Raw genomic sequence first — 15759 nt, 5'->3', positions numbered from 1 at the left:
GCCCGTGGCAAAAAAGAAGATAGAGGTTCGGAGTTTGAAGATAAATGATAAGCAGTAGAGTCGATATTGTCATAACAGACAGATAACATGGGATTAACGGCATGCCCTCTGGCACAAAGTCAGCACTTAAACAATTGTGGATATGATAGCTAACTTTGCTCCAGGTCTGTGGACACCGGGCACACCGCGAATCCCAGAATCGTTATATGCAATAATAACTAAAAATCGGCTAAAAAGATAAAAGATAAGGTTTGGATATCGCTAACTATAATTCATTAACTTTCTCCATTAAGGAAATATTAAGTAATATTTTTTAGTAGATGTTAACAATAAATTTGGGAAATTACTATTTACAAAGGTTTTTACATATAGCAAAAAGTAAATTAGTCACTGTTAGATCTTCACGAACTTCATGAAGAATTAATATAGTAAAGGGTTAATGAACTTTTTGAGCTGGTTAAGAATTAATATCAGAATTCAGTAAGTTGAAGTTGAGTACAAATTTTAATGAGGCAAGTTATTACAGCACATAACAGAGCATTAGCGCTAACTGGGTATGATATGTGGCTGTGAAATATCCGTGCCCTTCGGGACATGGCTTTTGTCACATCTCTTGCAGCAATTCAAGTCAAAAATGCAGATGAATAGCAAGAGATGCGCCAACCTAAAGAACAGGACAGCCACGTCGCAAATGCTCGGGACGTTATCCGACATTTTGAGGAGGTTTGCAATGAAAAATATTTTAAAAAAAGTTAATGATTTTATTGATGAAAACTTAAAAAAGGAAAATGATATACCTGAAAAAGTTAAAGAAGGTCTTACATATTATCATAATGAAGAAGATCCTGAAAAAAATTTAGTTTCTACTCCACCTGATGATGAAGAAATAAGTATGAAAAGTATTTGGATTTATGAAGCATATACACCAAATTACATAGAAAATTTAATAAATGGGATAAAAAGTAACAAAATAGATGTTTTTTATAATAAGTCTAATCAAAAAGATTTAATTAATATAATAAGAAATAGCAGACAGGGGTCTTCAACTAGATGGATAAATATAGGTTTACTAGTACCTTTTAATAATGATCAACCACATACTTGTTCTATGGAATTGCCTGATGGTATTTCAAAAATTTATCTAAAAATACATCAATATATCCCTAGCATTACTGTTTTATCTTATCAATTCGTATTAGATGATAATGAAGAAACAAGACTTCAAAAATCAATCTCAGAGAATTATAAAACTTATATCAAAAAAAGAAATAAAACATATCAGTACGTAACTCCTATTAACCAAAAAAGAAAAAAGTTAAAGATATTAAAAGAGAAATACATAATAAGTGTTTTAATTGGATAAAAATTAATTTTCCTGGAATGTTTTCTGAAATTAATTACGATTTACCTACATGTGATTTTATAACTTTAACTAAGGAAGAGCCATTTAATGACAAGAAATTTGATTATGGAAATTATTTAAATATATTAGATTTAGATGTTAATAGTAATTCATGGGTATGCAATGAATTGCCTGGCTTATATCTTAAATTATTACCAGATAAAAATAATATCAATTCAAATATTATGCTAACAGGAAATGTTAAAAATCTTTTTTCTTCAATAGAAAATATACGTTTTTATGGTGGCAAAAATAAATTTGGCCTTACAAATTACTTAAGATATATAGATCACACATTAATAATATGGGTATTTTATACTTTATTAAATACATATAAATATCATTTATCAAAACTGAGAGATGAAATAGCAAAAGTTAATTTTCTAGATAGTTCAATTGCAATTGAAAAAATAAAAAATATTAAAAAAGATTTTATTAAATTAGAAAGCAACATACCATATTTTATAAAAGAATTTGAGCGGTATAAAAAGATAGATACTATTCCCTTTGAAGATGATATTTTTGAATTTATTCCTAACTGGGATCATCAAAAAAATAATGAAGATAATTTATTTAAAGATATATTTAATTTAATAATTGATAACTTAGCATTGCTGGAAAATCAATATATAAATGTTAAAAAATCTTTATATTCGAATTCTAATTTAATATCAGCAATAATTAGTGATAAGCTATCAAAAAGAAATATGTGGATTCAAATTTCAATGATGAGTATGACAGCAATAATGCTAATATTAACAGCTATTATGTTATACGAAAGTCTACAAAACGTCGGATAACATGAGATTGGCGTCATGCCTTCTGTCATAAAGCTTGCAGATTAACCAATCACGGATATGGAAAAGCAAGCTTTACGCCAGTTCCTACGGAACCAGGCACGAGCGCAAATCCCAGGAACGTTATGTGCAATACTAACTTAAATATCGGCAAATAAGGGAAAAAGATAAGAGAAAGGTTGGGGCACCGCTAACTGAGATATATTAACTCCTGCAAATGAAGTAAATAATAACTGCAGGTCTCCAGTGGCTTTAACAATGAACTTGAAGGATTATAATCCACAAAGATATCTACATATATCAGAAGGTAAATTAGTCACTGTTTGATCTTCACGCACTTCGTGAAGACTTAATATAGTACATAATTTACGAAGTACTTGCTGGTTAAGAGGTAATATCAGTGATTAGCCGGTTGAAGAAAAATTAAACTTTTTTAGCGCAGCTAAGTTAGTACAGCACATAACATGGGATTGGCGCCATGCCTTCTGTCATAAAGCTTGCAATTTAACTAATTACGGATACGAAAAAGCAAGCTTTACGCCAGTTCCTAACGGAATCAGGCACGAGCGCAAATCCCGGTAACGTTATGTGACATTCTCCCCAAAATATAAAAATTATTCAGATTTGAAAAGAGAAAATTTATTTAACTTTTACTTAGTAATAATTAAATAAATGGCAATAACATAATATTGTGAGGTGAAACATATGGAAAAAATATTAGTAATAACTAGTTCTTATGATTTAACAGTTGATTATATTATAGATAAATTTAATGATAATCTCAATTTTTTTAGACTAAATACTGACAAATTGGATGACTATAATATTAAAGTATATAATGATGGTTGGAAAATAAGTAATGATTTTTATAAAATAAGTGAAAATGAAACTCTTAGTATTTATTATAGGAAACCTGTGCTACCTGATATTAGCTTTTATCCTAAGAAATATCATAGAATGATGTATAAAGAAATATTAACTTTAATTGAAGGTATAGTAAATTCTTTTGAAGGTAAATGTTTAACTAAACCAATAATATTGAAAAGAGCAGATAATAAAATTATACAATTAAAAGCTGCTAAAAAAGTTGGGTTTAATATACCTCAATCACTTATTACTAATTCTAATGTATTTGCTGATGAATTTATTAAAAAGAGTAAGGCTATAGTTAAGCCAATTTCAGTAGGTAAGATTAATTATAAAGATAAAACTGGTAGAGATAAAATTGGAATAATACAAACTAATTTAGTTAATAAAAATATAGAGTTTGATGGATTAGAATTATCTCCTGCTTATTTTCAAAGCTATATTACTAAAGATTATGAATTAAGAGTTACAGTTGTTAATAAGAAATTTTATTCAATTAAAATAGAAACAGATGATGATATAGATTGGAGAAAATCAGATGATATTAAATATTCATTTGTTTGTTTACCAAATAATATTAAAAGAAAATGTTTAGAATTTATGAAAATTTTTAATCTGAATTACGGAGCATTTGATTTTATAGTAAGTGATGGAAAATATATTTTTTTAGAAATAAATGCTAACGGTCAATGGGCTTGGCTAGAAGATGAATTAAATTTAGATATTTCCAACGCGATAATTAATTTTTTAGCAGGTGATAAAAATGTGGAATAATATTTTATATTATTTATTAAGATTACTATCAAAGTCACCAATATTAAATGTTGCTGATGATAGTAATTTTGGTACAATGAAAAAAAAGAAGAAAAAAGAATATTATTTAAAGTTGCGTATTTCTTTATTTGTTATATCTTTAGGAATAATAAAAATATATATATTAACATACCACCAAGAAGAAGGGTTTAATTTTTTCAATGTTAAAAAGTTAAGTGATATTTTATATTTTATGAATTTGAGAAAACATAAAGAAAAAATAGAAAAAGAAGTGGAAGGAAAAGCAGACGAATTTGAAAAACTAATTGAAGAAGAAGATAGTGAAAATATCAACAAAAAAATAGAAATATTAAAATATAAATTAGAGGAAGAAAATAAGAGAAAGGATAAAAGCTATAATAAAGTAAATACATATATAGTTATTTTGTTAGGATTATTTACTATATCAATTCCAACATTGTTGAATTTTTCTAATTGGGGAAGCTCACTATATTATATATTTGCTTTTGTTATATTTTATAATTTAATGAATGTTACAATTTTATTATATAATATTTTGAAAGTTAATAGTTTTTCAAGATTTATTTTAAAAGAAGTTAAAGAAATTAAAGAAAAGAAAAAATTACTAATAAAAATGGCTCGTAGTTTTTATAAGGACTGGTATTGTAAAAAAGAAGAAGCTCGTATTTTTGTTACTTATGTTTTAAATATTGAAACTTATATAAAACAAGCTCTCTTTTTTGCTTTTTTACTAATAATTTGCCATAATTTATTTGTGTTTTATACTGGTACCATAAATGAAAATAAAGGTTATATTAATAATAGGGTACTAATAGACTTATCTAAAAATGATCAAAGGAAATTTAATAGTAGTTTAATTAGAATAAATAATTTACAAAAAAATTTACTTAAAAATGAGATAAAAGAAATAATTATATTAAAAGGAGGAGATGCGAATAGTGAAAAATATAATGATATAATTAATACTATAAAATTATATAATGTTAATAATATTAAAATAACACAAACAATTTTAGATTCAAGTTTAGAGACTAAAGAAAAATTTATTAATATAATACCAATATATAGAGAGGGGAAATAGAAATGAAAAAGCCTTATATAGCTAATTATATAAAAGAAAAAAATTTTAATAAGACTAAAAGATTTGCTTATAATAAAAAAGAACAAGTATCTTTTATTGATGAAAGAAAAGTAATTAAGGAATATTTTTCAAGTTCTACTAGACTAACTAAATCTGTTGAAAATGAGGATGAGGATGAGTTTAAATGTTTTGAGACAACAGCGCTTACTGAAAATGTTGAAAATGATGATGAAGATGAATTTAAATGCCTCGAGTCAACTTTATATAGTGAAACAATTGAAAATGACGATGAGGACGAGGTTAGCTTATTTTTTGGAACTAAAAAAACTGCTAAAATTGAGACAAGTGATCCAGATGAATTGAATATTTAAAATTGAAACATGGATTATAAAAATATAATTTATTAGACTAAAATTTGTTAATGAAAAACAATTGAATATATTAATAATTTATAGAGAAAACAAAAATATTAAGTATAAAGTTTATTAAAATAAAACCTGATTATTTATAGTATATATTAATTTATAAAGATATATCTTCTAATATTTATATTATTTAATTATTAAATTAAATAATAAGGGAGAACATCACATAACATGGGATTGGCGTCATGCCTTCTGTCATAAAGCTTGCAATATAGGCAGCAAGAAACATTGATGCAAGCTTTACGCCAGTTCCTGTGGAAACAGGCACGAGCGCAAATCCCAGGGACGTTATGTGCAATAATAATTGAACATCAGCAAAAAAGAGAGAAGTGATAGGGTTGGTTCATCGCTAACTGATATGGATTAACTCCTGCAAATGAAGAAAATAATAATTGCTAGTTTTCAGTGGTTTTAACAATTAACTTGGATGATTATAATTTACAAAGATATTTACATATATCAGAGAGTAAATTAGTCACTGTTTGATCTTCACGCACTTCGTGAAGATTTAATATAATAAAGAGTTAATGAACTTATCTGCTGGTTAAGAGTTAAAATCAGCATTCAGTAAGTTGAAGTAGTGAGTAACTTTTAACGCAGTAAATTATTACAGCACATAACAGAGCATTGGCGCTGACTTAGTTATAAATTTGGCAGTAAAACGGCCGTCGCCCTTCGGGACATGGCTTTTGTCACATCTCTTGCAGCTGCTTAAACTTAAAATGCAGATTAATAGCAAGAGATGTGCCAACCGGAGGACAGCCACGTCGCAAATGCTCGGGACGTTATATGAAATAATAATTAAACATCAACAAATAAGAGAAAGAGATAAAAGAAGGGTTGGGGCACCTCTAACTGATATGAAATAACTCCTGCAAATGAAGAAAATACTAATTGCAGGTTTCAAGTGGCTTTAACAATAGACTTGGGCGATTATAATTTATATAATTATTTACATATATCAGAAGGTAAATTAGTCACTGTTTAATCTTCACGCACTTCGTGAAGATTTCATATAGTATAGAATTCATGAATTTATTTGCTGGTTAAGAGTTAATATCAGAATTCAGTAAGTTGAAGTAGTGAGTAACTTTTTACGCAGCAAATTATTACATCATATAACATGGGATTAGCGCCATGCCTTCTGTCATAAAGCTTGCAGGCTAACCAATATGGATATGAAAAAGCAAGCTTTACGCCAGTTCCTAAGGAATCAGGCACAAGCGCAAATCCCAGGGACGTTAGCCGAAATTAGTTACGAAGGAGTTATAATAATGTCAAAAGAAGAAGTACTAACTTATAATAAGCGACTATCAAGGTTAGTTTTAGTTATAACAACATTTGGTGGTTTTTGGGTAATATACAAAAATATATCTGTTTTTTTAATGAAAATATTTCGACAAAGATTTTATGTAAAAAGTGGGTTTAGTATTGAACATATTATTACTTCAACTATTATTACTTCTGGTTTTATTTTATTATATTTATTATTACAATATTGTTATTATGAATTAACTGGTTTAGTTTTAAACCACGATAATAAAAACAAAGAAAAAATAATAAAAGCTGAAGAAAAATTCATAGAAATTTTTAATGTCTTTAAACTATATATAATATTAAATTTAACCATATTAATTTTATTTGTTATTTATAATTTATTTACATACTTCAATATTATTATCTTAATATCAACAATAATTATTATTTTAATAATATTAATTTGCAACAAGAAGAAATTTATAAAATCAATTACTAATATAACAAGTGATGTATTAAAAAATAAGTGGTATTTAATTTTATATACTGTACTTTGCTTATTATTATCTGTTTATGTTTTTTACTTCGGGGTTTTCTTAATGCAAGATGTATTTGATGGAAATATTATCTTAGAATTTAGTGATGAATTTTTAGAGATAACTTATAACAACAAAATTCCAGAGGAGACTTTTATACACTTTACACAAGAAAAAGATAAAAAAGAAAATACTGAGATAACTATTAATAAAGATGATTTTTTAATGTCAAATATAACAGTTAAACAAAAACCAAAAGAAGAGAAAGGATTTGAGAATTTTTTATTAAAAGAAGCTTTTTTATTAAATAACGTACAAAGTAGATATGTTTATAAAATTAATCTGCAAAAGTACTTAGATTATGGAAAAAATATGTGTATAGTTTTTTTCAGCCTTGAGAAATCAGATAAAGAAATAGAATATATTATTAAAAATCAAATACAAAAAGATAAAACAGATAATTTATATTTTAGCCAAAATATAATTAAAGAAGATTTAGATTAGATCCATAACTAACTTCGGCTAACATGGGATTGGCGTCATGCCTTCTGTCATAAAGCTTGCAGGCTAACCAATATGGATATGAAAAAGCAAGCTTTACGCCAGTTCCTACGGAATCAGGCACAAGCGCAAATCCCAGGAACGTTATATGAAACCGTAGCAAAAGCTTTAATAACTAAAAACTTGTCAAATAAAAAAACAGTGCTACAAAACTTTCAGCACTGTTAATTAAATCTGATTTCAAGTTTTTTACCAAATGCGTGAGCAACTTTATCAAGAAATTCAACACTCGGATTATAATCGTCATTTTCTAGTCTGGAAATAGCAGACTGTTTAGTTCCTATTCTATCTGCTAATTCTTTCTGAGTTAAATTATTTTCAATTCTATACCTAATTATTTGTTTTTTGATTTCATACATAACATTCAGTTTTTCATATTCTTCCTTAATTTTTTCAGATTCAAAAAGTTCATTTTTAAGTTCTTTATGATCTATAAGTTCCATTTTTTTCACCTCACTTGATAGAATTAAGTCTGTTAAGCGCAATATCTATTTCTCTCTGTGGAGTTTTATTAGATTTCTTCTTAAAGATATGCAAAAGAACGAAGATACCATCCTGATAATTTAAAAAGAAAACCCTAAATATATTAGAACTATGCTTTATTCGTAATTCCCAGAGATCATCATATCCTTTTAACTTTTTAAGATGGGGCATACCAAGGAATAGACCAAATTCTTCTAGAAGTTCTATTTCTCTTAGAATTTTAGCTTTTTCTTTAGCTGACTGTTTTTTAATAAATTCAATTACTGGAGATTTATTATTTTTTGCATAATACTTAATTTTATACATAATCTATTCACTCCAATTTCTAAATTTATTATATCACATATATGTTATAAAAGGAAGTAAAAATTTAAAATTAAGTTTATATAAAAACATTTACTGTATAAATGCAGGGATTTTTTTCTTTTGCATGAAGTAAGTTAATAATTGATAAATTAATAGATAAAGCTACGGCATCATATAACATGGGATTGGCGTCATGACTTCTGTCATAAAGCTTGCAATTTAACCAATTACGGGTATGAAAACGCAAGCTTTACGCCAGTTCCTACGGAACCAGTCACGAGCGCAAATCCCAGGGACGTTATCGGAAATTTATTTAAAATGAGGTGCATAATATATGATTGATTTTAGTGAATTGGATCCAGATGGAGAAGTATGGGAGTTATTTGCTCGAGATTTTCTTCAAGAAGTAGGTTTTTATATAGAATCAACTCCAGATAGAGGAAATGATCATGGAAAAGATATACTTGTATCTGAAGAAATATCAGGCAATTTAGGTAAATATAAATTCAAATGGTTAGTTAGTTGTAAAAACTTTGCTAATAGTAATAGAGCAGTAAATGAAAAGTAATGAACAAAATATTTTGGAACGGGTAAGAAGTTTTAAAGCAGATGGTTTTATTGGCTTTTATTCTACTATAGCATCTTCTAATTTAAATAAGCGTTTATTTGATCTAAAAAATAATAAAAATATTAAAGACTATAAAATATTTGATCATAAACTTATTGAAAACTATTTAATTAGAATAGGGTTTTCAAAACTTTTAATGAGGTATTTACCTGAAAACTATAAAGAAATCAAACCCTTACATCTAATAGTAGATGAATATTTACCTTTAGAGTGTAGTGTTTGTGGTAAAGATCTACTTCCTGATTTATATAATAACCAATATGGAAGCAATATAGTTTTTGTAAAAAAAGTTGAACGTAATGAAGATTCAGAAATAGAAAAAACTATTTATAAAGATATATATTGGGCTTGTAAGGGTGAATGCGATAGAAAATTAGAAAAAAATTATGTTGATTCTGGTTTTACAAGCTCTTGGGAAGATATTGGTGATATAATTAAACCTACAGTATATTTAAGATATCTATTTGGTATCATGAATATTTATAAGGATAATACTAATATTATTACTGATGTTACAGATGAAAAATTAAACATTTTTTTACAGCAATAGGACAAAAGGTATTAAGAGAAATGACTGAAAAGGAAAGAGAAAGAGTAAAAGATTTATTTGGCTATGGTTTATTATAAGAATAAATAAACTTCCGATAACATGGGATTGGCGTCATGCCTTCTGTCATAAAGCTTTCAAGCTAACCAATTACGGATATGAAAAGGCAAGCTTTACGCCAGTTCCTACGGAACCAGGCACAAGCGCAAATCCCAGTAACGTTATATGACATTGCACACTAATTTTATATAAATGAAATTTAATATTTGATAATGAACTAATATATTTTAATGGAGGAATAAAAATTGAAATTATATAGGTTATTAGCGATAGTAATGTATTTAATGAATCGCAAAAAAGTCACTGCTAAAGAGCTAGCAGATTATTTTGAGGTATCAGTAAGGACTATTTATCGTGATTTAGAAGCTATTAACCAGGCTGGCGTTCCTATTATTTCTTATCAGGGTTCTAATGGCGGATATAGTATTATTGATAATTATAAGATTGATAAGCAGATTTTAAATTGTGACGAAATGAATTCTATTTTAGTTGCTTTAGAAGGGTTAAATACAACACTTAATAAAAGAGAATTTAAAGATATTAAAGAAAAAATAAAAGTGTTAATTCCTGATTTTGAAAAAGAAAGGATGGAGAAGAACAAGAAATATTTTATTGATTTTAATCCTTGGGGAATTAATAATATAGAGAAAAATAAGATTGATTTGATAGAAAAAGCTATAGATAAAAATATACTTTTAAATTTTTCTTATACAGATTTAAAAGGAGTAAGTACGACAAGAATAGTTGAAGCAATGACTTTAGTTTTAAGGGGGAATTCCTGGTATCTTTATGGCTATTGCAGATTAAGAGCGGATTATAGATTCTTTAAAATATATCGAATAAAGGAACTAAAGATTTTAAAGGAAAAGTTTAAGAGAAAAGATAGGGAGTTTGAAGAAAGTTTTTTGACAGAAAACATACAAAGTAAACGAAAAACAATTAACTTAGTTATGAGATTTAAGCCTGAAGTTAAGTTGCAGATAGAGGAATATTTTAATGAAGATGATATTATATTTGAAGAAGATGGAACTTTATTAGTTAAGGTGAGTTTTACAGAGGATGAATGGCTTTATAGTTTTATTTTGAGTTTTGGTGATAAAATAGAGATATTAGAGCCATTTTATTTGCGAAAAATAATTAAAGAGCAAGGAAAAAGAGTTTTTGATGTTTATAAATAATACCTGACATAGTGTTGTCAGGTTTCTTCCCTTATAATATAGTTAACAACTAATTGTTAAAGGTGGTGACAAAAATGAAAGACTACAAATATTGTCAGAGCTGTGGTATGCCAATGAGTAATGATCCTCAAAAAGGAGGAACTGAAAAAAACCGTTCAAAAAGTAAGAAATACTGTTCTTATTGCTATCAAAATGGTGAATTTACAAGTCCTGAAATTGATACTCCACAAAAAATGCAATCATTCTGTATTGAAAAAATGAAAGAACAAGGAATGCCAAAAATTATTGCTTGGATATTTACTCGGAGTATTCCAAAACTAGAGAGATGGAAAAAATAATAGTTAATGATTGGTGACTTAAATAAGAAGATGGGGGTAAAAAAATGGGGTATATTAAACTTGATCAAAATAATATTGAAAATGAACATATTTGCTGTGCTTTTTCGGACAAAAAATGTTCGGAAAGTTATGAACTAAAAAAACAGTGGTTAGAGGAGCAATTTGATAATGGGTATACTTTTTTGCGATTAGATGAACGAGCAAAAGTATTTATAGAATATGGACCGGCAGAAAAAGCCTGGGTACCGATTATTGCTCCAAATTATATGCATATTGGCTGTTTTTGGGTTTCTGGTAAATATAAAAAAAGTGGACATGGAAAAGCCCTGCTACAGCAAACAATTACGGATGCTAAAAAACAGGGAAGAGATGGTTTAGTTACTGTTGTTGGCAAGAAAAAATTTCATTTTATGAGTGATAGCAAATGGCTACTTAAACAGGGATTTGAAGTATGTGATGAAATCACTTCCGGGTTCATTCTAATTTCATTAGATTTTTCTAAAAAAGCTAACAACCCAAAGTTTAGAGAAACAGTGAAAAGTGGAGAGTGTTCTGAAAAAGAGGGATATGTAGCTTATTATACTAATCGTTGTCCTTATTCAGAATATCATGTCAAGAAATCTTTGACTGAAACAGCTGAAAAAAGAAATTTAAAAATAAAAACAATAAAACTTGAAACAATGAAAGAAGCAAAAAATGCTCCCACTCCAGCTACAATATTTAGTCTTTTTTATAAAGGTAAATTTATTACAACTGATATTAGTGTCTGCATGGATAGTAGATTTGATAAGATTGTAGGGAAAGTTATTAAATAAAAGAAATCTATACACCAAAAGAAATTAGACAAAAAATGATGAAGTTATAAAATTATTTAGATATAAATCTAGCTACTATAGCCCGCGTGCAACATCATATAACAATATATTGCCGGTTTCGTTCCTTCGTCACTGCACCCAAATCCATCAACCCAAGATAGGAGCTATCTAAGGGTTGATGGACTTCGGCAATACGGATACGTTATGTGAAATCGGTTAAGAAAATAAGTATTATTATAAAAAGTTTGGAGGAATAATTTTGAAAGAAAATATTTTAAATATGTCAGAGAAAGAATTTGAAGATTTAGTTTCAGAGGAAAATCTTCCCTCAATTTATTCTGATGATGATCTTATAAGATCAATTGTTGAACTTATACCTATTGTGGGACCAATAATAGATGGAGTCATAGCAAGAATTGGTACAAAATATAAAGAAAAAAGAATGCATATGTTTTTGATATTATTTTATAAATCATTAAAAATAATCGAAAACCGTCTGGATGAAAAAGAGTTTAATGAAAAATTAAAATGGACAGAAACAGAAGAATTTCATGATATGTTTAACAGTGCGATAGATTCAACAATAAAAACTCGAAGTCGAGAAAAAATTATTATGAATGTAATGATTTTAACTAATATAATATCTGTTAAGAATAATGGAGAATTTAGGCCTGAAGAATATATATATTCATTAGAATCATTATCTCCTCTTGAAGTTAAAGTTATTTATATCTTTTATAATTGTTACAAAAAAGATAATAATCTTGATAATGAAGAAAATGATTTACAAAAATCCAATAGAATAAATGCTAAAGAAAAAGTTATGGAAGAATTACATATTGATGAACAAGATCTAATATTTTTATTAACAAGAATTGAAAAGTCAGGTTTTTTAAAAGAAATAACTGCAACAATGTTTGATTATGAAGGTGGTGCATTTACAATTAATGAATCTTTAAACCGAATGATGAACTATATTTCAAAACATCCTTTTAGTGACTTATAGATTTTTTTAAAAAAACCGACTTCACATAACATGGGATTAAAGATTCCGCTGCGCTCCATGCAAATTTATTCGGCAAGGGCAGTCCTCATAAACTTCTTAAATCCCAGGGACGTTATATGCAATAATAACTGAACATCAGCAAAAAGAGAGAAGAGATAGGGTTGGATCATCGCTAACTGGCATGGATTTACTCCTGCAAATGAAGGAAATAGTAATTGTAAGTTTTCAGTGGTTTTAACAATAGACTTGGGCGATTATAATTTACAAAGTTATTTACATATATCAGAGAGTAAATTAGTCACTGTTCGATCTTCACGCACTTCGTGAAGATTTAATATAGTACAGAATTTATGAACTTTTTTGCTGGTTAAAAGTTAATTTCAGAAGTCAGTAAATTTAAGTAGGGAATAGTTTTTAACGCGGCAAGTTATTACAGCATATACCAGAGCATTGGCGCTGACTTAGTCTAAAATATTTCTTTAAAACGGCCGTCGCCCTTCGGGACATGGCTTTTGTCACATCTCTTGCAGTTGTTTAAGCTAAAAATGAAGAGGAAAGGCAAGAGATGCGCCAACCTTAGAGAGCAAGGACAGCCACGTCGCAAATGCTCAGGACGTTATACGCAATAGCACAGCAAGAGCTTCTTTTACATAAACACTAACTGAATCTGGGGGATAATATGCAGAAAATAACCAAGAACTTTGTTAAAAAATCTTTTGAAAAGGCTATAGAAAACTATAGTAATGCCATTGAAAATATTGGATTATGGGAATCAGAAAAATATGTAATCAATAAGTATTTTGATAAGAATAAATCAATATTAGATGTGGGTTGTGGAGCAGGAAGAACAACATTTAACCTTTATGAAATGGGTTATAAAAATATCATAGGTTTAGATTTAACTCCAGAAATGATATCTGCAGCTAAAACAATAAATAAAGAAAAAAAGACTGAAATTGAATTTATAGTTGGAGATGCAACTGACTTAAACTTTGAAGATAATTCTTTTGATCAAGCATTGTTCTCATTTAATGGATTGATGCAGATACCAGAGAGAAAAAATAGAATTAAAGCATTAAAAGAAATAAAAAGAGTTTTGACCGAAAATGGTATTTTTATTTTTACAACTCATGATCGCGAAAATAACGAGAACTTTAAGGAGTTCTGGGAAAAAGAAGAAAAGACCTGGAAAGAAGGCAAACAGGATAAAAGAACTTATGAATATGGCGATAAGATCCTGCCATCGGATAATGATGATAGAGATTTATTTATACATTTTCCAAACCGAGAAGAGATAATAGAATGTTTAGAAGAAACAGGCTGGAAGCTAATAGAAGATTTTTATAGAGAAGATCTATTTAAAGAAAATAAAGAAGTTAAAGAGTTTTCAACTGAGTGCCGATTCTGGATAGTACAAAAGTAAAGCTGTGCTACAGCGTATAACATGGGATTAGCGTCATGCCTTCTGTCATAAAGCTTGCAGGTTAACCAATCATGAATATGAAAAAGCAAGCTTTACGCCAGTTCCTGGCGGAACCAGGCACGAGCGCAAATCCCAGTAACGTTATGTGCAATAATGATTAAACATCAGCAAAAAAGGGAAAAGATAATAATGTAGAAAAAAGATTTTATTCTTATCTTATAAGTAATATAAGAGATGTAATTATGGGGAGACCTGATGTTTTAAATAAATTTATTAATAAAATCAATAATAAATTTCCAAAGATAAGAAAAAAAATAAAAAAGAAAAATTCTACTATAAATAGAGAATTAAATAAAATATTTGATTATGATAAATTTAGTAGACTAGGTCCTAAAAAAAATAAACCTAATAGGTGGAGAGCTTACCAACTTACTAAAGAACTAAATTTAAATGTATGCCCATATTGTAATCGACAATATATTACTACTTATTATTCTTCTAGCGGTAAAGTAAGAGCAGAATTAGATCATTTTTTTGATAAAAAGCGTCATCCATACTTTGCATTATCATTTTATAATTTAATTCCAAGTTGTCATGTATGCAATTCAAATCTAAAGGGGTCAAAAGAATTTAAATATAAAAAAAATTTACATCCATATGAAAGTGGGTTTGGAGATAATTTGAAATTTACAATCAAAATTAAAGAAAATCAAAAGACAAATAATGAAGACCTAAAATATGATTTAGATTTCTTTTATGGGGATTCTGAACAATTTGAAATTAATTTTAAGGAAAGTATAAAAAAGGAATCAGATAAAGACTTAATTAGAAAAGCTAAAAATAATGCAGAAATTTTTAAAATTAAAGAATTGTATAATTCACATAAAAATCATATAGCTGAATTAATAAAAAAAATCAATAATATATAACAATACAAGAATTAATGATTTATATGAACAATATTATGGAGAACTTTTTAATAGTAAAGAAGACATCATAAGAATGATTGTAGATAATTACATTGATGAAAAAAATTATAATAAAAAAGCATTTGCAAAATTAACAAAAGATATTTCTGAAGAACTAGGTTTGATTGAAAATAAATAGTTATAATAATTTTTACTACGTCGTCTAACATGGGATTGAAGATTCCGCTTCGCTCCATGCAAATTCATTCGGCAAGGGCAGTCGCCCTGAGCCTCATGAACTTCTTAAATCCCAGTAACGTTAGGCGACATACAAATCAATTAGGAG

The 15759-nt window shown here is 27.8% G+C and carries 16 protein-coding genes; 14 read left to right on the top strand and 2 right to left on the bottom strand.

Annotated features, from left to right (window positions below):
• Positions 1-730 precede the first annotated feature (730 nt).
• The 6 genes from HPRAE_RS07095 (at position 731) to HPRAE_RS07070 (ending at position 7664) form a co-directional block, all read left to right on the top strand.
• Positions 731-1363 (top strand): hypothetical protein, encoded by a 633-nt coding sequence (locus HPRAE_RS07095; protein ID WP_014553539.1) that lies wholly within the window; start codon positions 731-733, stop codon positions 1361-1363.
• A gap of 17 nt (positions 1364-1380) precedes the next feature.
• A complete protein-coding gene (locus HPRAE_RS07090) occupies positions 1381-2202 on the top strand; it encodes a hypothetical protein (RefSeq protein ID WP_014553538.1) in 822 nt (273 codons plus the stop codon).
• A gap of 702 nt (positions 2203-2904) precedes the next feature.
• Positions 2905-3840 (top strand): MvdC/MvdD family ATP grasp protein, encoded by a 936-nt coding sequence (locus HPRAE_RS07085; RefSeq protein WP_014553537.1) that lies wholly within the window; start codon positions 2905-2907, stop codon positions 3838-3840.
• Positions 3830-4942: a hypothetical protein gene (locus HPRAE_RS07080; protein ID WP_014553536.1), complete on the top strand. Its 1113-nt coding sequence runs from the start codon at positions 3830-3832 to the stop codon at positions 4940-4942. Before HPRAE_RS07085 ends, HPRAE_RS07080 begins: the two co-directional genes overlap by 11 nt.
• A 2-nt stretch (positions 4943-4944) precedes the next feature.
• Positions 4945-5313, top strand: a complete 369-nt coding sequence (locus tag HPRAE_RS07075; RefSeq protein WP_014553535.1) for a hypothetical protein — start codon at positions 4945-4947, stop codon at positions 5311-5313.
• A gap of 1226 nt (positions 5314-6539) precedes the next feature.
• Positions 6540-7664, top strand: coding sequence for a hypothetical protein (locus HPRAE_RS07070; protein ID WP_014553534.1), 1125 nt, complete (start codon positions 6540-6542; stop codon positions 7662-7664).
• A gap of 221 nt (positions 7665-7885) precedes the next feature.
• Here the strand turns inward: HPRAE_RS07070 and HPRAE_RS07065 are convergent, their stop codons facing one another.
• Both HPRAE_RS07065 and HPRAE_RS07060 read right to left on the bottom strand, forming a co-directional pair.
• On the bottom strand, positions 7886-8164 hold the full coding sequence (locus HPRAE_RS07065; protein WP_014553245.1) for a helix-turn-helix transcriptional regulator: 279 nt from the start codon (positions 8162-8164) through the stop codon (positions 7886-7888).
• 10 nt (positions 8165-8174) lie between these two features.
• Positions 8175-8510 carry a type II toxin-antitoxin system RelE/ParE family toxin gene (locus HPRAE_RS07060; RefSeq protein WP_014553244.1) on the bottom strand — a complete coding sequence of 112 codons (336 nt, stop codon included), beginning with the start codon at positions 8508-8510 and terminating at the stop codon, positions 8175-8177.
• A 334-nt stretch (positions 8511-8844) separates the two neighbouring features.
• Between HPRAE_RS07060 and HPRAE_RS11255 the strand changes: the two genes are divergently transcribed.
• The 8 genes from HPRAE_RS11255 to HPRAE_RS07025 all read left to right on the top strand — a co-directional run bounded on the left by HPRAE_RS11255 (position 8845) and on the right by HPRAE_RS07025 (position 15434).
• Positions 8845-9078, top strand: coding sequence for a restriction endonuclease (locus HPRAE_RS11255; RefSeq protein ID WP_218915746.1), 234 nt, complete (start codon positions 8845-8847; stop codon positions 9076-9078).
• Complete coding sequence (locus HPRAE_RS07055) at positions 9068-9688, top strand: hypothetical protein (protein ID WP_218915745.1); 621 nt, start codon at positions 9068-9070, stop codon at positions 9686-9688. The genes HPRAE_RS11255 and HPRAE_RS07055 overlap by 11 nt, the downstream gene beginning before the upstream one ends.
• A gap of 302 nt (positions 9689-9990) precedes the next feature.
• Complete coding sequence (locus HPRAE_RS07050) at positions 9991-10923, top strand: helix-turn-helix transcriptional regulator (RefSeq protein ID WP_014553533.1); 933 nt, start codon at positions 9991-9993, stop codon at positions 10921-10923.
• Between the two features lie 74 nt (positions 10924-10997).
• Positions 10998-11261, top strand: a complete 264-nt coding sequence (locus HPRAE_RS07045) for a zinc ribbon domain-containing protein (RefSeq protein ID WP_014553532.1) — start codon at positions 10998-11000, stop codon at positions 11259-11261.
• A gap of 44 nt (positions 11262-11305) precedes the next feature.
• Positions 11306-12076, top strand: a complete 771-nt coding sequence (locus tag HPRAE_RS07040; protein WP_014553531.1) for an N-acetyltransferase — start codon at positions 11306-11308, stop codon at positions 12074-12076.
• 280 nt (positions 12077-12356) lie between these two features.
• On the top strand, positions 12357-13082 hold the full coding sequence (locus tag HPRAE_RS07035) for a hypothetical protein (RefSeq protein WP_148220549.1): 726 nt from the start codon (positions 12357-12359) through the stop codon (positions 13080-13082).
• A 679-nt stretch (positions 13083-13761) separates the two neighbouring features.
• A complete protein-coding gene (locus HPRAE_RS07030; RefSeq protein ID WP_014553529.1) occupies positions 13762-14505 on the top strand; it encodes a class I SAM-dependent methyltransferase in 744 nt (247 codons plus the stop codon).
• 242 nt (positions 14506-14747) lie between these two features.
• On the top strand, positions 14748-15434 hold the full coding sequence (locus HPRAE_RS07025; protein WP_041606984.1) for a hypothetical protein: 687 nt from the start codon (positions 14748-14750) through the stop codon (positions 15432-15434).
• Positions 15435-15759 lie beyond the last annotated feature (325 nt).

The sequence above is a fragment of the Halanaerobium praevalens DSM 2228 genome, from assembly GCF_000165465.1.
GTDB lineage: Bacteria > Bacillota > Halanaerobiia > Halanaerobiales > Halanaerobiaceae > Halanaerobium > Halanaerobium praevalens.
The sequence above is the reverse complement of the archived record's forward strand: the minus strand, read 5'-3'. Positions and strand labels throughout refer to the sequence as shown.

Bases quoted from the DNA above. Each gene is read 5' to 3' on its own strand.
- HPRAE_RS07095 (WP_014553539.1), top strand. From the start codon at position 731: ATGAAAAATATTTTAAAAAAAGTTAATGATTTTATTGATGAAAACTTA.
- HPRAE_RS07090 (WP_014553538.1), top strand. From the start codon at position 1,381: ATGTTTTCTGAAATTAATTACGATTTACCTACATGTGATTTTATAACT.
- HPRAE_RS07085 (WP_014553537.1), top strand. From the start codon at position 2,905: ATGGAAAAAATATTAGTAATAACTAGTTCTTATGATTTAACAGTTGAT.
- HPRAE_RS07080 (WP_014553536.1), top strand. From the start codon at position 3,830: ATGTGGAATAATATTTTATATTATTTATTAAGATTACTATCAAAGTCA.
- HPRAE_RS07075 (WP_014553535.1), top strand. From the start codon at position 4,945: ATGAAAAAGCCTTATATAGCTAATTATATAAAAGAAAAAAATTTTAAT.
- HPRAE_RS07070 (WP_014553534.1), top strand. From the start codon at position 6,540: ATGGATATGAAAAAGCAAGCTTTACGCCAGTTCCTAAGGAATCAGGCA.
- HPRAE_RS07065 (WP_014553245.1), bottom strand. From the start codon at position 8,164: ATGGAACTTATAGATCATAAAGAACTTAAAAATGAACTTTTTGAATCT.
- HPRAE_RS07060 (WP_014553244.1), bottom strand. From the start codon at position 8,510: ATGTATAAAATTAAGTATTATGCAAAAAATAATAAATCTCCAGTAATT.
- HPRAE_RS11255 (WP_218915746.1), top strand. From the start codon at position 8,845: ATGATTGATTTTAGTGAATTGGATCCAGATGGAGAAGTATGGGAGTTA.
- HPRAE_RS07055 (WP_218915745.1), top strand. From the start codon at position 9,068: ATGAAAAGTAATGAACAAAATATTTTGGAACGGGTAAGAAGTTTTAAA.
- HPRAE_RS07045 (WP_014553532.1), top strand. From the start codon at position 10,998: ATGAAAGACTACAAATATTGTCAGAGCTGTGGTATGCCAATGAGTAAT.
- HPRAE_RS07040 (WP_014553531.1), top strand. From the start codon at position 11,306: ATGGGGTATATTAAACTTGATCAAAATAATATTGAAAATGAACATATT.
- HPRAE_RS07035 (WP_148220549.1), top strand. From the start codon at position 12,357: ATGTCAGAGAAAGAATTTGAAGATTTAGTTTCAGAGGAAAATCTTCCC.
- HPRAE_RS07030 (WP_014553529.1), top strand. From the start codon at position 13,762: ATGCAGAAAATAACCAAGAACTTTGTTAAAAAATCTTTTGAAAAGGCT.
- HPRAE_RS07025 (WP_041606984.1), top strand. From the start codon at position 14,748: ATGGGGAGACCTGATGTTTTAAATAAATTTATTAATAAAATCAATAAT.